Origin of the sequence: Actinoplanes sp. NPDC089786 (assembly GCF_040684855.1) — a bacterium.
In the GTDB taxonomy this organism is placed as follows: Bacteria; Actinomycetota; Actinomycetes; order Mycobacteriales; family Micromonosporaceae; genus Actinoplanes.
In genome coordinates this window covers 61,381-79,417 of sequence record NZ_JBFBGU010000021.1, presented here as the reverse complement: position 1 = coordinate 79,417, position 18,037 = coordinate 61,381, and the positions used below count along the sequence as shown (strand labels likewise).

Below are 18,037 nucleotides of genomic sequence, written 5' to 3'. Positions count from 1 at the left end.
GGTTTCTGACGGACGGCAGTCAGTGGATCAGGGCCGGCAGCACGAACAGCATCGTCGATGACCAGGTGATGTGGGTCAGGATCGGGCCGAGGACGCCGCCCGAGGCGCGTCGCTGCAGGCCCAGCACGAGGCCGAGCAGCGCGGCCGCGAAGACCAGCATCGGGTTCAGGGTCACGACCGTCGCGGCGGCGTAGATCACGGTCGAGACGAGTACGGCGTGCCGGCGGCCGATCGCCGCGAACAGCGCGCCCCGGAAGAACAGCTCCTCCGCCACCCCGTTCAGCACGGTGACCAGCAGGACCGGGATGAGGGCGCCTTCGCGGGCATGCGCCAGCACGTCGTTGACCGAGTCGCGCAGCGACGGCAGCTCACGCACGACCAGGGCTCCGACCACGAAGACGCCGGCCGCGATCAGCCCGGTCGCGATGGGTACGAGGATCGGGCGGCGCAGCCGGTTCCGGAACGGGATGCGACCCAGGTGCAGTGGGCCGGAGAGCAGCGCCCCGGCGGTCCACGTCGCCGCCACGGCGAGGGTCAACGGGTAGAAGCTCGCGTCGCCGGGCCGGATCGACAGCGAGACGCCCAGGAGGACCGCGCCGACGATGAGCGTCACGGCGGCCACCACGCGACGGCGGAGGAACGCGCGGTCGGTCTGGGCGTGGTCGCGCTCGACGCGGTCGATCAGCAACGGCGAGACCACGCGGCTCATCCAGCTCACGACCAGCAGATACCCACGATGGTGACGGTTATCCGAGCTGCCCGAACACCGGCCAGAAAGGCGCGGCGTACGCCGAAAGGCCTCCCGGAACGATCCGGGAGGCCTTTTCGACAAGCCTGGAATCAGGCCCAGAAAACGTAGATCGCGCCGTACTTGACCGCCTTGGTGGCGCCGTCCGTGCAGGCGCCGGCGGGGGCCGTGCCGCCGGTGGTGCGGAGGCGCTGGATGTAGTTGGCCTTGGTGAGGATGCCGGTGTTGCCGCTGTGACCGTTCACCTGGAGCAGGAGCTGCGGGATGGCGCCGGTCACCGCGGACTCGCCGATCTTGGCGGCGGTGATGATCGAGCCGTCGCGCTTCTGCTCCCAGGTCGGGCCCTTGTAGTGGTGGATCTGGCCGACCGACCCGGACAGCTGGGCCTCGGGCACCGACGCGCCGGTGAAGACGCCGCCCGTGCAGGTATAGGTCTGGGTGCCGCTGGTCACGGCGGCGTAGCCGATGAACCGGGAACCGGCCGGCGGCCGGATGGCGGCGGGAATGCCGCGCGAGCGGAACTCGGCGCCGGCGGCTGATGCGCCGGCGGCTGATGCGCCGGCGGCGGAGGCGTCGGCGGAGTTCTCTGCGGCCGAGGCGTTGAAGGTGACGGCGCCGAGGCCGGCGACGACGGCTGCGGCGGCGGCGATGGTCACGAGGCGGAGACGGGTGCGCGTACGGGACATGAAACTGGGCTCCTCCGTTTTGATGCCCATCAACCAATGGCGTTGATGGACGTGTATGCCCCCCTGGATACGAACCGGTTCGGGAAAAGGTTCAAGGAAATGGTGAACGGCAGCCCAACTACTCCTTAGTAGTTTCTTCCATGAACAGATCCCTTTACTATTCCCGGAATACGCGGCCGTGCCGGAACCGTCGGCGACCACGCCGGCCGCGCGCGGTGACCATCAGGAAGACCGCCACGACCGCGACGAGTGACGCGCCGATCACCAGGGGCAGGCTCAGCCCGTACGGCAGTTCGTCGGCGGCCGGACGCAGCGCCGCCTTCGGGTGGGCCGGGGGCCGGGGCGCCGCAGCCTTCGCCACGGCCGGCGCACGCGAGGGGGCCACCACGGGCACGGGCCCGTCCCGGCCGATGATCCCGAGGATCCAGGTGGCCACGGTGTCGATGCGCCCGCTCCGGTCGGCCCCGGTGTGCGGGCACGTCGGCCCGCCGCTGACCACCCCGACCACCATGGCCGCGCCGGTCTTGTCCTTGACGAAGTAGGGACCGCCGGAATCGTGCGGGCACGGGCTCGTGTCGGAACGCGGCGCCTTGCCCGACATGCCGAGGACGTACTTGTCCACCGACGTGATCGTGAACTGGCCGGTCTGCAGGTGTTCCGTGGTGTCCGATTCGTCGCCGTCGATCAGGCCGAATCCGATCAGGCGTACGCGAGTGCCGTTCCGGGGCTTGCTCCGGTTGAGCCGCAGCGGCGTGATGTCGCGGATGTCCCGGTCGAGCTTGGCCAGGGCGACATCGGCGACCTTCGACTGACGTACGGCGATCACCTTGGCCTCCTGGCCCGCCGAGCCGGTGAGGTCGGCGCGGCCGATCGTGGCGACCGTACGCTTCGCGACCGGCTTGGCGACCCGGCGACCGCGCGCGTCCTTGAAGCAGTGACCGGCGGTGAGCACCCAGCGTGCGTTGATGAGGCCGCCCGAGCAGGAGGAATCGCGGGTCCCGCCACCCGCCTGAGGGAGGTCGACCATGGTCAGTTTGACCGAGAAGGGATAGTCGCCGTCGCCGGCGTCCTCACCGTTGGCAATGGCGTACGCGGGAGTGGCGCCGCCCAAGCCGGCAGCGCCAATCACGCTGAGTATGCCAACCGTCGACACGAGTGACAGTCGTTTTCTCCATCGCACGGGCAGATCATGCAACACGTAGGCAATCCATTCAGGACATCGACCGCCGTGCCCAATTGGTGTTGACTGGAGCCCGCGTAATCAATTCGGCACGGTGAGTGAGGTGGGCACGGCGATGGACACGATGGCCGATGCGTTACGGGCGGCCGCCGGACCGGAACTGTTCCATCGGAACGCGTTCCGGATCACCGGTCTGCCCACCACCGCCGATCGCATCGCGGTCCACCGGCGGCACGAGCAGGCGTCGGTCGCCGGGCACCCGGCCGACGTCGATCCGGCCGACGTACGCGACGCCTGCGAACGCCTCCTGGAAGACCCGCGGCGCCGGCTGATCGACGAGCTCTTCTGGCTCTGGGAAGTCCCCGGCGGCGGGTGCGAATGCGCCACGTCACTTCACGAGCAGCACGACCGGGCAGTGATCATGTACGGCCGCGCCCTGGATCGTGAACTTCGTGACGACTCCGACGACGCCGCCCAGGAGCACCTGTGGTCCGACGCCTCCCGGCGCTGGGACGCGCTGCTGCGCGACGAGGGTCTCTACGAGCATCTGCTGCACCGGGTGCGCGCGCTCGACAACGCGCGGCTGCCCGAGACCGTGGTCGACGAGATCCGGGCCGGCCTGCCCGCCACGCTGCTCCAGCCGCTGGTCATGGTGGCCGTCGCCGCCAAGGATCCGGCGCGCGCCGCCCGTTTCGCCAGGAACTGGCCGGGCCGGCCCGAGCTCGCCGAAGACCTGCTCGCGCGTACCGCTGATCCGCTCTACGGCGAGGTCGAAGCGGTGGCCGTCCGGGTCCGCGCGCTGCTCGAGGCCGGTGTGGTCGATTCCGCGATCGATGAGGCCAAGACCGCGATGGGTACGCTGACGCGCCTGCGCGTCCTCCTGCCGGCGACCGAGCACCGCCGCACCGCACACACCTCCGAGCTGATCGCGGTCGCGTTCAACAACTGTGCCAGCCGGCTCTACGAGCAGTCCGGGCCGCTGGCCGACCGGTTCGCCGAGCTGTTCCCGGTCGCCGCCGAGCTCGCCGTCACGACGCACACCCGCCAGACCATCAGCGAGAACCGGCAGATCATCGGGGCGGCGGCCGATCAGCTGACCATGGGCGTACGCCTGGTCCGTCAGTTCGCCGATGCCGGCCAGCCGGTCGTGGCCGGCGAGGAGGCCGACCGCCTCCGCCGCGAGCTGGCCGAGATCCCCGGCGCGGTCGCCGAGATCGACCGTACCCTCGATGAGCTGCGGGAACGCCGCCGCCTGCCGGAGACCGCGGGCTCCAAGCTGGGCAGCTGGCTGATGGCCGCGGTGCTCATCACGGTCGTGCTGGCGGTCATCATGGTGCTGTACTTCCCGATCGGATGAGGTCCTCATGCGGGTGATGCCGCGCGGCTACTCGCACGACGTCCGCGGTGACGGGACGACCGTGGTCAAGCGCTACGGCGGCCCGCTCGCGTCGCGTCGCGCGGCTACCGAACGCGACACGCTGCTCCGGCTCGCCGACAGCGGGCTGCCGGTGCCGCGCGTGCTCGACTCGTCACCCCTCGTCCTGATCACGGCGCACCTGCCCGGCGTACACGGCCAAGAAATGATCGAAAACGGCCATGCCGCCGACGTTCTCCGTTCCTGCGGCGAGACCTCCGACGCATTCCACCGCCCCTGGTGCACGGCGACTACGGTCCCAACAACACCCTTTACGACCCTTCCACGTACGCGGTGACGGCCGTTCTGGACTGGGAGTTCGCGCATGAGGGCGACCAGGCGGAAGACCTCGCGTGGGCGGAGTGGATCATCCGCACGCACCACACCGACGAGGTGCCGGCCCTGGCCGCCCTGTTCGACGGTTACGGACATCGCCCGCCGTGGCCGGTCCGCCACGAGCACATGCTCGCCAAGTGCCGGCAGATGCTCGCCCTGCCCCGATTGCACCAATCCGGCCGGGATCGCTGGCGTCGCAACATCACCGTGACGGCGAGCTGGACGGAACTCTGACCGGCGCGTCGTGCCGGTCGCCGAGCCGTTGCACCTTGATCGCGTCGGCGCTGGCGGCGACCTTCCCCGGCGGCGTGCCGGCCGACATCACGATGGCCGCCGCCGACCCCGCCTCGGCCGCCGCCCGTTTCCTCGTCGTCACGCAGCGAAATCTCGAACGTCGCCCCGCGAATCTTGAACGACCCGGTCGGCTGAAGGCACTCCGCTTTCAGCAGCACCCGCCGCAGAACGTGCGGCGCGATCACGTCCCGAACGGCGCGGATGTCCCTCACGAGCCGGTCGGCGGCTGCCAGTAGGTGGGGCGCGGCCGCCCGCCCGCGCGCAGGGCCGACGTGTCGGTCTGCGGAACCATCGGATAGAGGCTGGAGTACGCCTGCCAGGACGGCTGCGCCGGCGGTTCGGGCGGGGCGAGCGACCGGGACAGCGACAGCAGCACGTCCTGCGCGGCCTGGTGGAACTGCTGATCGGCGACCAGCCCGTGAGCATCGGCGGCGTTCGGGCCGAGCGGAATCCGGATGCACGCCGACCGCAACACCCGGGCGCCCCCGTGATGGAGCACGGCCTCCAGCGCCGCCCGGGCGCCGTCGTCCTGCCCCGGGGCGGCCACCGACAGCCAGGCGACCGGCTTCCCGGTCAGATGCGGCCCGTCGACCAGCCAGTCGAGCAGATTCTTCAGGCTGCCCGGCAGCGACCCGCCGTACTCCGGCGTGCAGAAAAGCAGCCCGTCCGCGGCCTCAACCTGCTCCCGAACCAGCGCAACCGACCCCGGAATCCGCCGTTCCAGCGGCACAAACGCCGGCAACACCCGCAACGCGTCATAGAGCACCGCCGTCACCCCAGGCGGCGCAACCCGAGCCGCCGTCCGAAGAGCCGCCGTCTGCAGCGAGTCCTCACGGGTGCTCCCAGAAATCAACAAGATGCGCGCCATGGCGCAGACGATAGGCGGCAAGCCGCCACCTGGCGAGACGGTGCCCCCGGTAGGAATCGAACCTACGACACACGGTTTAGGAAACCGATGCTCTATCCCCTGAGCTACGAGGGCCTGCGGCCCACATCGTACCTACCAGCGGATACTCATTTGTCCCTGGGCGTCCCAACGGGGGCAATGCAGTGCCTCCGGGTGTCGAGGGTGGGTCTTGGCGCTGGTGGAGGACGCGCGGAGCTGTCCAAGCGGACGCGCCCCGCGCTGCCAGACCGTTCTGCTTGTGCCTCGTATGCCGCTGGAACCCAGGGCGTCTCCGAGCAGCCGCGGAGCGATGCGGGGGCGGGTGGCGTCGCCGGGGCGTTGTCGCGGGGAGCCGTCGCGCTGTGGCGGCGGGGAGTATGAAGAGCACATGCCGTTGCGTACGCGGAAGAGCTGGTTCGGGGTGACCTTGGATGCGCCGGATGGGGCTGCGCTGGGGCGGTTCTATGCGGAGTTGCTCGGGTGGGAGTTCTTTCCGGGGGACGGGGGTGGGGGCTCGGTCGCGCCTTCCGCGGATGCCGGGTACAACCTGGGGTTTCAGACTGAGGAGCACTACGTGCGGCCGGTCTGGCCCGCTGCGCCGGGGGAGCCGCAGATGTCCGTACATCTGGAATTCGAGGTTGATGATCTGGCGGAGGCGGTCGCGTTCGCGCTCGGGGTGGGCGCGGAGCAGGCCGCCTTCCAGCCTCAGGACAATGTTCGGGTGATGCTCGACCCGGCGGGGCATCCATTTTGCCTGTACGTGGACGGCTAGTACTCCCAGCTCGCGTACTCGGGATTGCCGGTCTTCATCTCCTCGAACATCAGCACCATCCGGTCGAGGAACCAGATCTTGGCGATCTGGATCACCAGCAGGCCCGAGACGGCGGCCACCACGTCGAGTTGGACCAGGCCGTAGATCATCACGATCAGGCCGACCGTCTGGGCGGTGTACTGGACGGCCGGCGCGCGGGAGGCCCGGTACTTCGCGGGGAGGTCGATGTCGTTGCGGTCGGCCCAGACGCGTTCGCCGAAGACGGCCTTGGACGCCCAGTTGCGGGTGGATTTCGGCGGGCTGAAGAGCAGCGGGTTGATCATCATGAAGATCAACGACAGGGCGATGGGTACGAGGGACCACCAGCCGATCCAGTCCCGGCTCCACACGGCCACCCCGATCAGGGGCAGGACGGCGAACCGGGTCCAGACACTGACCGCGTTCGCGTGGCGCATCCAGTTGTCGCCGGTGAGTCCGAAGGCCCGGGCGACGCGCTTCTCCGAAGTTTGATTCGTCATGCCGCCGATGGTGCGCGGCCGCGGTTGACGACGACTTGGCGCCGCGCGTCAAGTCACGGTCAACCACCGGGCCGCACGCTGGCCGCCATGGTCACCGACATCGTCTACCGCCGCCTGAGCAGTCCGCATGAGACGCGCCGCCTGAGCAGTCCGCATGAGACGCGCGGCCTGAGCAGTCCGCATGAGACGCGCGGCCTGAGCAGTCCGCATGAGACGCGCGGCCCGAGCACTCCGGACGAGGCGGACGGGAAGGACGAGGCGCGCCGCCTGCTCAGCGAGGCGGCCGGCTACCGCTCGCCGAGAAGAACCGGCGACGAGGTCTGGTCGGGCCTGTGGAATCTCACCGCCGCCGCCGGGAACGCGCTGGTGGCGGTCGCGGCGACGGCCCGGCTGTCGCCGCGGGTGGTCGAGCTGCGTGCGATCGCCGCGGCCCACCCCGACGGGTACGCGAGGCTGCTGCGCGAACTGGCCGACGACGGCCGGGCGACCGGCGCCGAGTGGCTGGTCGCCGCCGACGCCGCGGGCGCCACCTGGTTACGCCGCGCGGGCTACGACCCCTGGTTGGCCCTGCCGATCTGCTGAAAGGCACCGCTCAAACCGGGCGAACGGCGACGCTCTGCGCACCTATACGCAACACCACGGGGCTAGCGCCACGAGTCGCGGAGGCGGGTCAGCTCGTCGACGTACATCCGTTCGCCGGTCTCCTCGACCAGCGCGAACGCCTCGTCGAGCAGCTCGCGGGCCGCCGCGACCCGGCCGTCCAGCGCGTAGGCCTCGGCCAGCAGCCCCAGCACCCAGCCGACCAGGTGACGCGCCCCCCGCGCCCGGATCTGGTCGAGGCTGGCGAGCACCGCCGCCGCGCCCCCGGCCGGGTCGCCTTCGAGCGCCCGCACCCACCCCGCCACCGCCGCCGCATAGCTGAACCACGCCGGCAGCGGCCCGGCCAGCGACAGTGCACGCCGCGCATACGAACCCGCGGCCGCCACGTCGCGGCGCATCGCCACGATCAGCGCCGCCGACGTGAAGACCCCGGCCCGGACCAGGGGCGGCGCCGAGGCGGTGCGGCTGATGGCCAGGTCGAGCTGTGACGACGGGTCGGCGAGGACGGCGGCCAGCTGGAGGCGGATGGTCACGTCGACCGGCATGGCCTCGTGGGGTGCCGCGTCGGCCAGCGTCAAGGCCCGGGACAGGTGGTCGCGCGCCGCGTCGGAACGGCCCAGGCACCACAGGGTTCGGCCCATGGCCAGGTGGGCCAGGGACTGTTCGCCCGGCGTACCCGCGATTTCGATCATCTTCTCGGCCATGGACCGCGCGGAGGCGTGCTCGCCACGGGCCACCGCCACCTCGTAGAGCGTGCGGTAGGCGGCCAGCGTGGCCGGCCCGTCGCCCAGTTCCTCGGCCAGCGACCGGGCCCGGGTCACGGCGGCCTGCCCGATCGCCGACTGGGCGCCGTCGAGCTGGGCGTGCAGCGTGCCGAGCCGCAGCTGAACGTCCAGTTCGAAGCGTGTCCACGACAGGTCCCGAGGGCCTCCGGCGAGCAGATCCAGCGCGTGGTGCAGGTGGTCGCCGGCCTCCTCGTGGGCGAGGGCGGCCAGCGCGCGGTCGGCCGCGGCGAGCAGGTGCGGCAGAGCTGAAGGTACGCCCACCACCGGCGCCGCCAGCCACCAGTGCGCGCCGCCGCGGTCGCCCAGCCGAGCGGCGATGCGCGCGTGCAGGCGGGCCCGGCGCAGGCGGCTCACCGAGTCGTAGATCGCGTCCCGGATCAGCGCGTGGGTGAAGCGGAACCGGCCGACCGGCGACCCCTCGACCACCAGGCCGGACAGCAGCGCCGCCTCCACCGCGGTCAGGGCGGTGTCGTCGTCCAGCCCGGACACGTCGCGGACCACGTCGAGGTCGAACTCGTGACCGGCCACCGCGGCCACGAGCAGGATCGCCTGGGTCTGCTCGGGCAGGCCGGTGAGGCGGCGGCGCAGCACGTCGCGTACCCCGTCGGGAATGTCGGCCAGGCCCCGCAGCCGCACCAGTTCCACGACGAAGAACGGGTTCCCGCCACTGCGGTCGTGCACGATCCCGGCCAGCTCAGCATCCGGTTCGGTGCCCAGCCGCGCGGTCATCAGCCGCCGTACCTCGTCCTGGTCGAGGCCGGGCAGCGGCATCCGGGTGACCGTCGGCAGCCGCGCCAGCTCGGCCAGCGTGCCGGTCAGCGCGGCCTGCTCGGTCGAGCGGTAGGTGACGATGACCAGGAGCGGCGTGGTCGCCAGGGCGGCGGCGAGCACGGGCAGGACGCGCAGCGAGCCGGCGTCGGCCCACTGCATGTCGTCGAGGACCAGCACCGTGGGCTGCGGTAACGCGCACAGCAGGCCGGTGATCTCGCGGCACAGCCGGAACCGGACGGCCTCCACGTCGACCACCGGAGGACCATCCGACATGACCGACATGTCACGGCCGAGCGACCGAAGGATCTGCAGCCACGGCCAGAACGGCGGCGCCCCCTGCTCCTCGTCGCACCGTCCCCACACCGCCGGCAGCTCACCGGCGAGCCGGGTCTTGCCCACGCCCGGCTCGCCGCTGATCAGGACCATGCGTCCCGACCCGGCCGCCCGCCTCAGTTCGCCAAGCTCCCGGTCGCGCCCGATGAGCAGGTCCGGGTCGGGCATCGAGGAGACCACGGAGGACGGTCGCGCGGGCGGGTCGAGCGAGACCGCCTGCCCCAGGATCTGCCGGTGCAGCCGCTCCAGCTCCGGCCCCGGGTCGATGCCCAGCTCGTCGCCGAGCAGGCGGCGCACGTCCTGATACGTACGCAACGCCTCGGCCTGCCGCCCCGACCGGTAGAGCGCGAGCATCCGCAGCCCGCGCAGGCTCTCCCGGTAGGGCTGGCCGGCGATCAGCCGGTCCAGCTCGGCGACCACCGCGGCGGGCCGGCCGAGCGCCAGGTCGGCGGCGATGCGATCTTCCAGCGCGGCCAGGCGAAGTTCTTCCAGCCGGGTACGTTCGGAGCGCGCCGCCTCGAGCCCGGCGAGGACGTCACCCCGCCACAACGCGAGCGCCCGCCCCAGCGTCTCGGCCGCCGGCCCCGCCTCGCCCGCGTCCAGCAACCGGCGCCCCTCGGCGGCCAGCTTCTCGAACCGCGCCGCGTCCAGCTCGTCGTCGGTGACCGCGAGCAGATAACCCGGCGGACGACTGACCAGCACCCGGGCCGCCGTGCGGGCGGCCCGTCCGGGTTCCAGCAGACGGCGCAGATGCGACACGTACGCCTGGAGCGAAGCGATTGCTTGGGCCGGCGGTTCCTCGCCCCACAGCTCGTCGACCAGGTGCTCGAGCGACACGACGGTGTTCGCCCGCACCAGCAGGAGCCCCAGCACGGCACGCTGCTTGGGGCGGCCCAGGTCGAGCAGCCGCCCGTCCGCCAGCACCTCGAGCGGCCCGAGGATGCGGAACTCCACGACGCGAGCTTAGGGCCTGTCCTGAGTGTTCCGACCTGGACTTGAACCAGGGACCTCCGCCGTGTCGGGGCGGCGCTCTGCCGACTGAGCCACCGGAACGTGGACGCGGGAGTGCGAGCACGCCGAATTGCTCCATCCCGCAGTACGCCGTGCAGGGCTCGAACCTGCGACCCGCTGATTAAGAGTCAGCTGCTCTACCAACTGAGCTAACGGCGCCTTATTCAGATGTTCTTACGCACGGGCAGCAGGACTCGAACCTGCAACCGTCGGTTTTGGAGGCCGGTGCTCTGCCAATTGAGCTACGCCCGTAAGGCCAGTGCACAAACGGCCGCGATGGTCGTCGACGCCCTGGTAGGAACCAGTCTGCGCGACGACCATCGCGGCCGCGAGCGAATTAGGGCCGTCAGTCGAGAATCGGCAGGGTCGACGGGCCGTTGTCGACGAACGAGAACGTGGTCGTCAGCGGGGAATCGCCCAGTTCCTCGGCGATCAGGCCGCTCCTGCGCTCCTGCAGGAAGGCGCCTTCATTGCTGATCGCGTACGTGGGGTCGCCCTCGGAATCCTTCTTCTTCTGCTCGGTGATGGTGAACAGCTGGCCGCCGCGGGACGCGTCGCAGGCCGTGGCCACCACGGTGAGCGAGGCGGTGCCGTTGGTCCTGATGCCCATGCAGTCGGGCTCGCCGCCATTGGTCGCCTTGGCCGTCTTGATCTGGTACTTGCCGCCGACCGGGATGAACACGAACAGCGCGTGCTCGGCCTCGCCGTCGATCAGGCTGAGCCGGCCCTTGGCGTCGACCGCGACGATCGACTCGAAGCTCGGATTCGGCTTGATCACGACCTGGCGCTTGCCGGCGAGGATGGCCGATCGGCCGGCTTTGCTGCCGCCGCCGGCCGAGCCCGCGTCTCTCGTCGACTTGACGGAGGACGACGCGGAAGGCGACGGGGACGACGGAGCAGGAGCCGGAGCCGAGTCGGACGGCGCGGCCGCGGACGGGGCGGCGACCGGCTGCGAGGCGGGAGTGCAAGCCTGCTGGGTGAGCGCCAGACCGGCGGCCAGGACACCGACGAGGATCGTCGAGCGGCGAGTCTTCACGGGTTTCCTCCAGACGTGGCGAACTTCCGACCTCGCTCATGCTGGTCGATCCCACCCTGCCCGTGACGCGATCCCGGCAAACCGTGGCACAAACCCGGTAGAACCCGGCCGATCGATATGGACATCCTGCGCTGATAGCGTGTCGACCGTGAGCGGACCCGATCCTGAACTCGCGTCCAAACTGCAGGTGGATGTGCCCCACGCGGCGCGCATCTGGAACTACTGGATGGGCGGCAAGGACAACTTCGCCGCCGACCGGGCCGCCGGTGACGCGGTCGTCACGGTCTACCCCGAGATCGCCGTGATGGCGCGTACGTCGCGCGGCTTCCTGATCCGGGCGGTGCGCTACCTGGCCGCCGAGGCGGGCATCCGGCAGTTCCTCGACATCGGCACCGGTCTGCCGACGATGCAGAACACCCACCAGGTCGCCCAGGGGATCGCGCCCGAGTCACGGATCGTCTACGTCGACAACGACCGATAGTTGTCGGGTAGTATGCACACGTGAGGTTCTCCTGAAGGGAGCTACGCGTGGCACTCGGGGCAGGGTTCGTACGGGTCAGCACTGGTAGTCAGGACGAGGCGTCTCAGGTCAAGGTGATCGAGGCTGACGCTGCTGAGCGTGGTATCGCGATCGTGAAGTGGTTCCGGCTGCATGGCTACTCGGCGAGCCATGGGACGCAGGAACCGGCGTTGCGTGAGGTGATCGCGGACATCGCGCATGGCGACTACTCGACGTTGATGGTCACCGAGTCGTCTCGGCTTGACCGGCGGGAGGATTTGGACGCGCAGGCGGAGATCCTGCTGGCTATCCGGTCCGCTGGTGGCGACATCATCTCTGTCGGCGAGCCGCAGTTCGGGCGGACCGATTTCGCGGGTCGCATCGTCACGCTCGTAGCGCAGCACGCGAACGCCGAGAAGTCGAAGACGGTCAAGCGTGAGACGTATCGCGGCATCATGATGATCCGTGACAATCGGGCGCATCATGGGCCGCTGCCCGCGTTTTGGGCGACGGAGGGTGTCCGGTACGCCAAGCGGGCGTGGTGTCAAGACCCTGCCGCTGTGGTGGACATGTACGAGCGTGTCGCTAGCGGGGAGTCCCTTTCCAGTGTGGGGCGTGCCTACGACCGTTACCCGCAGTCGGTCAAGAACGTCATCCGTTTCGACGCGAACCACACGGGCGTTATCGAGTGTTCCTATACGCACGAGGGTCAAACGGAGACGTGGGCGCACGAGGTTGAGCCTGTTGTCGAGTCCGCGTTGTGGTGGCGTGCGAACAAGGTGTTGGACGCGAACTTGACCGAGAGCCGCGCGAACAAGGGTGGTCGGCCGGTCGCCTGGCCCGCCAACTGGATTTCCGGCATTCTCGACTGCCCCGAATGTGCGGGGAAGCTGTTCCTTCAGGCTGGCCTGACACCGGCAAGGGACGCGCGCACGGGCAAGCCACGCGTACCGAGACCGCGTACGCCCAAGCTGCGCTGTGGTGGTCACGCCAAGCAGCGCCTAGCGTGCGGCGAATTCAAGGGAATCGACGCGCAACCCATCATCGACGTCCTTACCGGCATGTTCGCCAGCGACACGACAGACATCCTCGCGTTTCAGCGAGTCGCGGGAAACGCGCACGAGTTGGACGAGCTACACGCCCAGCTCCGCAAGATACAAGCCCGGCTGTCCGCCACCGAGGATGACGAAGAACTGGACACGCTGGTGGCAGAGCGCAAGGCGATCAAGGCCCGCATCGAGGGACACGTGATCGTTCCCGACCGCTTCGACTACGCACCCACGGGGCAGACGGTGGCCCAGATGTGGTACGCCGGTGATGACACCGTCAAACGCGGAATGGCCCGCGCGGTCAAGGCGTCCTGGGGAATGGTTCTCGCCGAGGATGACGGGCAGTGGGGAATCGCCGTCGGGACGGCAAGTCACAACGGCCCGGCGGAGGCGAGGGGGATCGTCGACCTTGGCAACGGCTTGTGTTTCCGGCGTTAGCGTGCGAACCCGGCAGAGGCACGGCAGAGGCACGGCAGAGGCTCACCCGGCATCGCACCGGGTGAGCCTCTTTCGTTGCCGCTCGGCGGCTAGTCACCGCCGTTGTGCTGCGGCATGACGAGCACAATTTTTCCGGCCTCGATGTGCCTGAGCACGTCGGGGAGCCTGAAGTCGCGGGGTTGGACGATCACGGTCAACGTCGGTGCGTCGTCCGCCGTCTGTTGGGTGCGCGCGTTGTTGGTTGTCCGCCGGTCCCCGGTGGTCCGGCGTCGCCGGGGCGGGCTGGGCGGGGTGGTGGGATCGTTGGGCGGGTGGGCCATCGGTGGCGTCTCCCGCGCGTCCTGATGGCCGGTGTCGTGCTGGTTGGTGCCGGGGGTGGGGTCGGTGCCGGGCGGGGTGGCCGCTGCGGTGGCCGACCGGTCGCCTACAGACGGGCGACGGCGCGAGGTGTTCGGGGTCTGGCTTGTGGCCATGTTCCTCCACGGTGGATGTTCGCCGGTCGTGTGGTAGTCGCATGCATTCGCGGTTCGCCTCCTTCTTGGGCTCGACGTTGACAATCGGGTATTGCCGGGACCGTTACTGGCAGAGGCCAGCAGCGGCAGCGCCGACCGGTAGCGGCACCGTCCGGCACGAGCCGGAACACAGTTGCCGCCACGGTTGGCACGTTCATGCCGGCCCGTCCAGAGCCGGGAAATGGGAGCGCTCCGGGCGCCGGAACGGGCCGCTACGGGTTAACGGCAGCGCAACCGGTAACGCCCTGTCCGCGCTGCTACCAGAGGGCGTTATCACGCCGCTACCAGCCGCCCGGGGCGCCGGGCGGGTCACTTCCGCTTCCGGCAGGACGGGGCCGGGCGGAAAGAAGCGGAACAGGAAGCGGAAGCCCGGCCGTTCCGCCCTGTTCCGCCGTGCCGAGCGGAACAGTTCCCCGGGCGTTCCGGAACGGTCGCCGGGTGCGCGGACCGTTCCGCCGGAACGCGCGGAACAGCCGCCCGGAACGGCCCGCCGTTACGGACAACTGGCCCGGAACGGGCACAACAGGCCGGCCGTTGCGCCGCCCCCAGCAGCGGCTCGGGCACGGGTCGGCATCCTCGACGGCAACCGTCTCGGCAACGACTGTGCTTTGGCCTGCGCGCCGCTGGAGGACGAGTGCAGGCGTGGGGCGTGACACGGCAGAATGCGGAGCATGGGTGCTGACAGGCTCAACCGACGTCAAGGGTTGTCACCACAACTGCGAACCGCATCGTGACCACGGCGACCGGCGGGGTTCTCCTCGTCGATCTGGAAAACATGGTGGGCCAGATGGCCAAGCCCAGGATCGTTGCCGCACGCATGCAGCGCTGATCCGGTGTGCCGGACCCGGAGTCACGGTCGTCGCGGCCTGCGCCCGAGCCCGGATCACCCCGGCCGGCGCGAAGGTTCTCCAGGAACACGACGTTGCGCTGCTCACCGTGGACGGGTCGAAGGACGCGGCCGACGAAGCGCTACTCGCCGAGGCGCAGCGTCTGGCCGACGACGGATGCCGAAGGTTCGTGGTCGCCTCCAACGACGGCAGGTTCGCCCGCCTCGCCGACCTCGGCGACCTGGAGATCGTGATCTGGGCACCGCAGAAACCCCGCAAGAACTACACCGCTCAGTCCACGGCGGGTCAGGGTGACGGATTATGTTCGCCAGGGCATAGCGGCTTCAGGTCGTGCCGGCGTTGTTGGCCTGGCGGGTGGTCTTGCTGTGGTGGACGCCAAGGGCGGCGGCGATGACGGGTGCCGGTGCTTGGAGGACGAGTTGTCGCAGGGCGGAGATGCGGGCCTGCCCGACGGCGAAGTCGAAGTTGCGTAGCTTGAAGACCAGGGTGCGGTGCGTGATCGGCTGTCCCGAGTTTCCGCCAGGGAACAGCCAGCCGTGCTGCGGCGGCGCGGCACCCGTACCGGAGGTAGGCAGCGGCAGGCAGGGCCGGCAGGCCGGCGCCAGCCCGCTACTTCCGCGCACCGCCAAAAACTCCAGATACGCATCCAGCAGCGCCACCCCGAACCGCACGACCAGACCACCAGCCGCATCCCGGGACCGCACCAACCGCAAACCACTCCACGACGCTCTGGGGAAGCCTGTGATCGGGTCAGTCCTTTGAGCAGTGGCGCAGGCCTTCGAATCCTGAGCAGTGCGACTCGCCGACCGCCTGTGGCGGGCGTAGGAACAGCCGATCAAAGCGGCGGTTACGCTGGGTCAACAGCAACCCGAGGAGGTGGCCTGTAGATGATCAATGTGCAGGAGTTCGCCCGGCGGCTCAGCACCCTCGGAGCCGATGCGTTCACCAGCGACGATGTCGTGGACCTGGCGACCGCCGCCGATATTCGTATCAGCGCTGACCTCGAGATTGACGCCGATCTGGCGCAGCGCCTGCTTGACCGCATCTCGCCCGCGCTTCCCGTCACCGGAGCGCAGATCGCAGCGTCGCAGTGGCCGCCACCGATGTCCTCCCGGTCTACAGCGCCTCCGATGACGTTCTCCAGTCCCGGTGCCGTCGATGGCCCGACTGATCAGCCGACTCGACCCCGCAGTTCTAGGCCTGCGCATAGCGGCCGGCGACCCGGCTCTCGACGACCTGGCAAGTGAATCGGCTGGCTTACCCCTCCCGAATGCCGCGGCGCCCGCACGAACCACTATGTGGCGATCGCCAACATCGCTGATCTGCACCTGAGCGTCGGCGAGGTGGCCGAGAGCTTGGAAGGCGGCCGTGCCTTCCGCCCCGGATTCGCGGACGCATTGTTCTCGGCATGACAATGCGTCGGGGCGACGTGCTGTTGTAGTTGCCGGCGCTCTGCGTCGAGGCGGCGCTGTCAGTCGGGCTCGGGGCGGTGCTCGCGGATCCAGCGGTCGACGTCGTCGGTGCTCCATACCTTGCCCTGTGCGAGATCGGCTACGGGTTGGGGGAAGTCGGCGCGGCTGGTGATCTGGTAGACGCGCTGCCGGCTAACTCCGCCCAGGCGGATGCGGATCTCATGGGCGCCGACGAGACGGATCCGAGTCGTAGTCATGCCTCCACCGTAGGCGTGCGACAACTAGCGTTGCAACTAGAGGGAATTGTTTTGAGCATACGAACTGCTGTCCCCGCTCGACCCGACTGCGCACCGGCGCGTCATGGCCTGGTTGTCGGCGGCGCTCGCGGACAATAACGGCGCTCCCACGGCGGTGGACGAGCCGGCCGCACCGGTGACGCCCGTCGCAGAGGTGCCGGCGAAGACCGCACCCGAGGACAACGTCTCGGAGGTTGTGGCCGAATACGCGGCGGCCGTGCCCGAAGTGGAGACCGCGGTCCCGGCGGCGCCCGCCGTCGAGCCGGTAGCCGAGGCTGCGCCGGACCCGCGGCCCAAGCGCGGCCGGTCCGCGAAGGCGACCGGGCGGCGCGCCGCCAAAGCGGCCAGATCCGCTGCCGCCGCGACGCCGGCGCAGGCAGCCCCGGGCCGCCGGGGCGACCGGCCGAGCGGTGAGGTGTTCCTCGCCGACCTCGCCGCCGCCGGCTCGTTCAAAGCACTTGCCGAGAAGTACGACAAGTCAATCGGCACGATCGGCAACTGGGCGCACCAGCTACGCGAGCAGGGGTTCAACATCCCGGTCGGCCGGCAGAAGAAGGCCTGAAGCACGAGCCGTAGGTGGGTGGGGGCGAAGCCCAGTTGGGACTAGTCCCCACCCACGCCTGCCTCTGCCATGGTCACCGCAGGTGACCGACCATACGGGCCAGCGCGCGGATCGCGGCATGACAGTGCACCGTGGTTCCCGCACGGTCGGCGGCAGACGCGGGTCCCTCCCAATCACATGACGACTCCCGCGCTCGAAGCCGCGCCAACGAGCCGGCGCGATGGTGTCAGTCTCGGCAGAGAGTGCCAAGGCCCGTCCGGCGCTGGGACGTCCCAATCAAAATGCGACCACGAATGCTGTTGCTACAGCCGGTGCGGCCGGGGGGAACACCACGCAAACCACAACCCCGGCTGCAACAGCGGCAACAGCAATTCCGAAAACCGCCCACGGGTGCTCACCCATCCATTGCGTGGCTGATCCTAGGGCACCTTCCAACCAGGATGCGACGGAGGTCGCGAACGACTCGGCGTAACATAGCTCCTTCTCCCACCAGCAAATGATAAATCTAACCGTCCGCCTGTCCTCGTTTTTGATTTTGTCGGCCCTCTTCATACATTCCGCGTACTGCCAGTCGCAGAATCCGACGCCGGTGGTCAGCGACAGCGGTTTGCTAGGCATGACGTGGATGTCGACACTCGGCGTCGCCGCGTCCGCGTCCTGAGTTTTGGACCGAATGCCGTTCTGAGCTTCAGCAAGGTTGAGCAACACTCCCCAAGGAGACCAATGGCCGTCCAGGAAGCCGATGCGGTTGATCTTTCCTTCAGGACCGGGTGCCACGACCTCCAGGTGCTCAGCTGCGGGCGCGTGGGCGGTAGGGTCGTCTGTCAGTTCGCCGCCGAGGGACTCCCAGTCGTGCCACTCGCCGTTGTACCACTTGTGCCACAGCGCCCCATCAGCACCGCGCACAAAAACGTCCAGCCGATCCGGGCCCCACGCCGCCACCGCCGGCGCCGACGTCAGTTCGCCGCCGAGGGACTCCCAGTCGTGCCACTCGCCGTTGTACCACTTGTGCCACAGCGCCCCATCAGCACCGCGCACAAAAACGTCCAGC

General features: G+C 69.5%; 19 protein-coding genes, 4 tRNA genes and 2 pseudogenes. 9 read left to right on the top strand and 16 right to left on the bottom strand.

Annotation, left to right across the window (positions count from 1 at the left end):
• Positions 1–19 precede the first annotated feature (19 nt).
• The 3 genes from AB0O15_RS38080 to AB0O15_RS38070 form a co-directional block, all read right to left on the bottom strand.
• Positions 20–709 (bottom strand): CPBP family intramembrane glutamic endopeptidase, encoded by a 690-nt coding sequence (locus AB0O15_RS38080; RefSeq protein ID WP_364329553.1) that lies wholly within the window; start codon positions 707–709, stop codon positions 20–22.
• A gap of 131 nt (positions 710–840) precedes the next feature.
• On the bottom strand, positions 841–1,434 hold the full coding sequence (locus tag AB0O15_RS38075; protein ID WP_364329550.1) for a DUF3455 domain-containing protein: 594 nt from the start codon (positions 1,432–1,434) through the stop codon (positions 841–843).
• A 157-nt stretch (positions 1,435–1,591) separates the two neighbouring features.
• Complete coding sequence (locus AB0O15_RS38070; RefSeq protein WP_364329548.1) at positions 1,592–2,563, bottom strand: trypsin-like serine protease; 972 nt, start codon at positions 2,561–2,563, stop codon at positions 1,592–1,594.
• Between the two features lie 145 nt (positions 2,564–2,708).
• Between AB0O15_RS38070 and AB0O15_RS38065 the strand changes: the two genes are divergently transcribed.
• From AB0O15_RS38065 to AB0O15_RS38055, 3 genes are read left to right on the top strand one after another with little or no spacing between them, the layout of a single operon-like run.
• Positions 2,709–3,971: a hypothetical protein gene (locus AB0O15_RS38065; protein WP_364329546.1), complete on the top strand. Its 1,263-nt coding sequence runs from the start codon at positions 2,709–2,711 to the stop codon at positions 3,969–3,971.
• 7 nt (positions 3,972–3,978) lie between these two features.
• The gene (locus tag AB0O15_RS38060) at positions 3,979–4,326 is read left to right on the top strand and encodes a phosphotransferase (protein WP_364329543.1); all 348 of its coding nucleotides are present in this window, start codon (positions 3,979–3,981) and stop codon (positions 4,324–4,326) included.
• Complete coding sequence (locus tag AB0O15_RS38055; RefSeq protein ID WP_364329540.1) at positions 4,323–4,598, top strand: hypothetical protein; 276 nt, start codon at positions 4,323–4,325, stop codon at positions 4,596–4,598. Before AB0O15_RS38060 ends, AB0O15_RS38055 begins: the two co-directional genes overlap by 4 nt.
• Here the strand turns inward: AB0O15_RS38055 and AB0O15_RS38050 are convergent.
• The 3 genes from AB0O15_RS38050 to AB0O15_RS38040 all read right to left on the bottom strand — a co-directional run bounded on the left by AB0O15_RS38050 (position 4,567) and on the right by AB0O15_RS38040 (position 5,640).
• Positions 4,567–4,740, bottom strand: coding sequence for a hypothetical protein (locus tag AB0O15_RS38050; protein WP_364329537.1), 174 nt, complete (start codon positions 4,738–4,740; stop codon positions 4,567–4,569). The two genes, AB0O15_RS38055 and AB0O15_RS38050, sit on opposite strands and share 32 nt — an antisense overlap.
• Before the next feature lie 126 nt (positions 4,741–4,866).
• The gene (locus AB0O15_RS38045) at positions 4,867–5,526 is read right to left on the bottom strand and encodes an NAD(P)H-dependent oxidoreductase (protein WP_364329534.1); all 660 of its coding nucleotides are present in this window, start codon (positions 5,524–5,526) and stop codon (positions 4,867–4,869) included.
• Positions 5,527–5,567: 41 nt separating this feature from the next.
• Positions 5,568–5,640, bottom strand: a tRNA-Arg gene (locus AB0O15_RS38040).
• 292 nt (positions 5,641–5,932) lie between these two features.
• Here AB0O15_RS38040 and AB0O15_RS38035 point away from each other — a divergent pair.
• Positions 5,933–6,316 (top strand): VOC family protein, encoded by a 384-nt coding sequence (locus AB0O15_RS38035; RefSeq protein WP_364329531.1) that lies wholly within the window; start codon positions 5,933–5,935, stop codon positions 6,314–6,316.
• Here the strand turns inward: AB0O15_RS38035 and AB0O15_RS38030 are convergent.
• Positions 6,313–6,834, bottom strand: a complete 522-nt coding sequence (locus AB0O15_RS38030; protein WP_364329528.1) for a DUF6653 family protein — start codon at positions 6,832–6,834, stop codon at positions 6,313–6,315. The genes AB0O15_RS38035 and AB0O15_RS38030 overlap by 4 nt on opposite strands.
• An 87-nt stretch (positions 6,835–6,921) precedes the next feature.
• On the opposite strand from AB0O15_RS38030, the gene AB0O15_RS38025 reads away from it, so the two are divergent.
• Entirely contained in the window at positions 6,922–7,416 is a 495-nt protein-coding gene (locus AB0O15_RS38025) for a hypothetical protein (RefSeq protein WP_364329526.1), read from the top strand.
• A 62-nt stretch (positions 7,417–7,478) separates the two neighbouring features.
• Here AB0O15_RS38025 and AB0O15_RS38020 read toward each other — a convergent pair whose 3' ends face one another.
• The 5 genes from AB0O15_RS38020 to AB0O15_RS38000 form a co-directional block, all read right to left on the bottom strand.
• Positions 7,479–10,277: a BTAD domain-containing putative transcriptional regulator gene (locus tag AB0O15_RS38020; protein WP_364329523.1), complete on the bottom strand. Its 2,799-nt coding sequence runs from the start codon at positions 10,275–10,277 to the stop codon at positions 7,479–7,481.
• Between the two features lie 26 nt (positions 10,278–10,303).
• A tRNA-Val gene (locus AB0O15_RS38015) sits at positions 10,304–10,376 on the bottom strand.
• A 44-nt stretch (positions 10,377–10,420) separates the two neighbouring features.
• Positions 10,421–10,493 (bottom strand) — tRNA-Lys (locus tag AB0O15_RS38010).
• Between the two features lie 20 nt (positions 10,494–10,513).
• Positions 10,514–10,586: transfer RNA gene (locus tag AB0O15_RS38005), tRNA-Trp, on the bottom strand.
• Between the two features lie 94 nt (positions 10,587–10,680).
• Complete coding sequence (locus AB0O15_RS38000; RefSeq protein ID WP_364329520.1) at positions 10,681–11,370, bottom strand: hypothetical protein; 690 nt, start codon at positions 11,368–11,370, stop codon at positions 10,681–10,683.
• Positions 11,371–11,518: 148 nt separating this feature from the next.
• Between AB0O15_RS38000 and AB0O15_RS37995 the strand changes: the two are divergent.
• Positions 11,519–11,845: pseudogene (locus AB0O15_RS37995) on the top strand (SAM-dependent methyltransferase); the annotation flags it as partial.
• A gap of 53 nt (positions 11,846–11,898) precedes the next feature.
• A complete protein-coding gene (locus AB0O15_RS37990) occupies positions 11,899–13,356 on the top strand; it encodes a recombinase family protein (protein ID WP_364329517.1) in 1,458 nt (485 codons plus the stop codon).
• An 89-nt stretch (positions 13,357–13,445) separates the two neighbouring features.
• Here AB0O15_RS37990 and AB0O15_RS37985 read toward each other — a convergent pair whose 3' ends face one another.
• Entirely contained in the window at positions 13,446–13,829 is a 384-nt protein-coding gene (locus AB0O15_RS37985) for a hypothetical protein (protein ID WP_364329514.1), read from the bottom strand.
• A 1,210-nt stretch (positions 13,830–15,039) separates the two neighbouring features.
• The gene (locus AB0O15_RS37980) at positions 15,040–15,387 is read right to left on the bottom strand and encodes a hypothetical protein (RefSeq protein WP_364329511.1); all 348 of its coding nucleotides are present in this window, start codon (positions 15,385–15,387) and stop codon (positions 15,040–15,042) included.
• 216 nt (positions 15,388–15,603) lie between these two features.
• Here AB0O15_RS37980 and AB0O15_RS37975 point away from each other — a divergent pair, with 216 nt between their 5' ends.
• Positions 15,604–15,963, top strand: coding sequence for a hypothetical protein (locus tag AB0O15_RS37975; RefSeq protein ID WP_364329509.1), 360 nt, complete (start codon positions 15,604–15,606; stop codon positions 15,961–15,963).
• A gap of 224 nt (positions 15,964–16,187) precedes the next feature.
• On the opposite strand, the gene AB0O15_RS37970 is transcribed toward AB0O15_RS37975, so the two are convergent.
• Positions 16,188–16,385, bottom strand: a complete 198-nt coding sequence (locus AB0O15_RS37970; protein ID WP_364329507.1) for a DNA-binding protein — start codon at positions 16,383–16,385, stop codon at positions 16,188–16,190.
• A gap of 103 nt (positions 16,386–16,488) precedes the next feature.
• On the opposite strand from AB0O15_RS37970, the gene AB0O15_RS37965 reads away from it, so the two are divergent.
• Positions 16,489–16,986, top strand: a complete 498-nt coding sequence (locus tag AB0O15_RS37965; protein ID WP_364329504.1) for a hypothetical protein — start codon at positions 16,489–16,491, stop codon at positions 16,984–16,986.
• Positions 16,987–17,262: 276 nt separating this feature from the next.
• Here AB0O15_RS37965 and AB0O15_RS37960 read toward each other — a convergent pair.
• Positions 17,263–18,037 (bottom strand): annotated as a pseudogene (locus tag AB0O15_RS37960) (hypothetical protein); the annotation flags it as partial.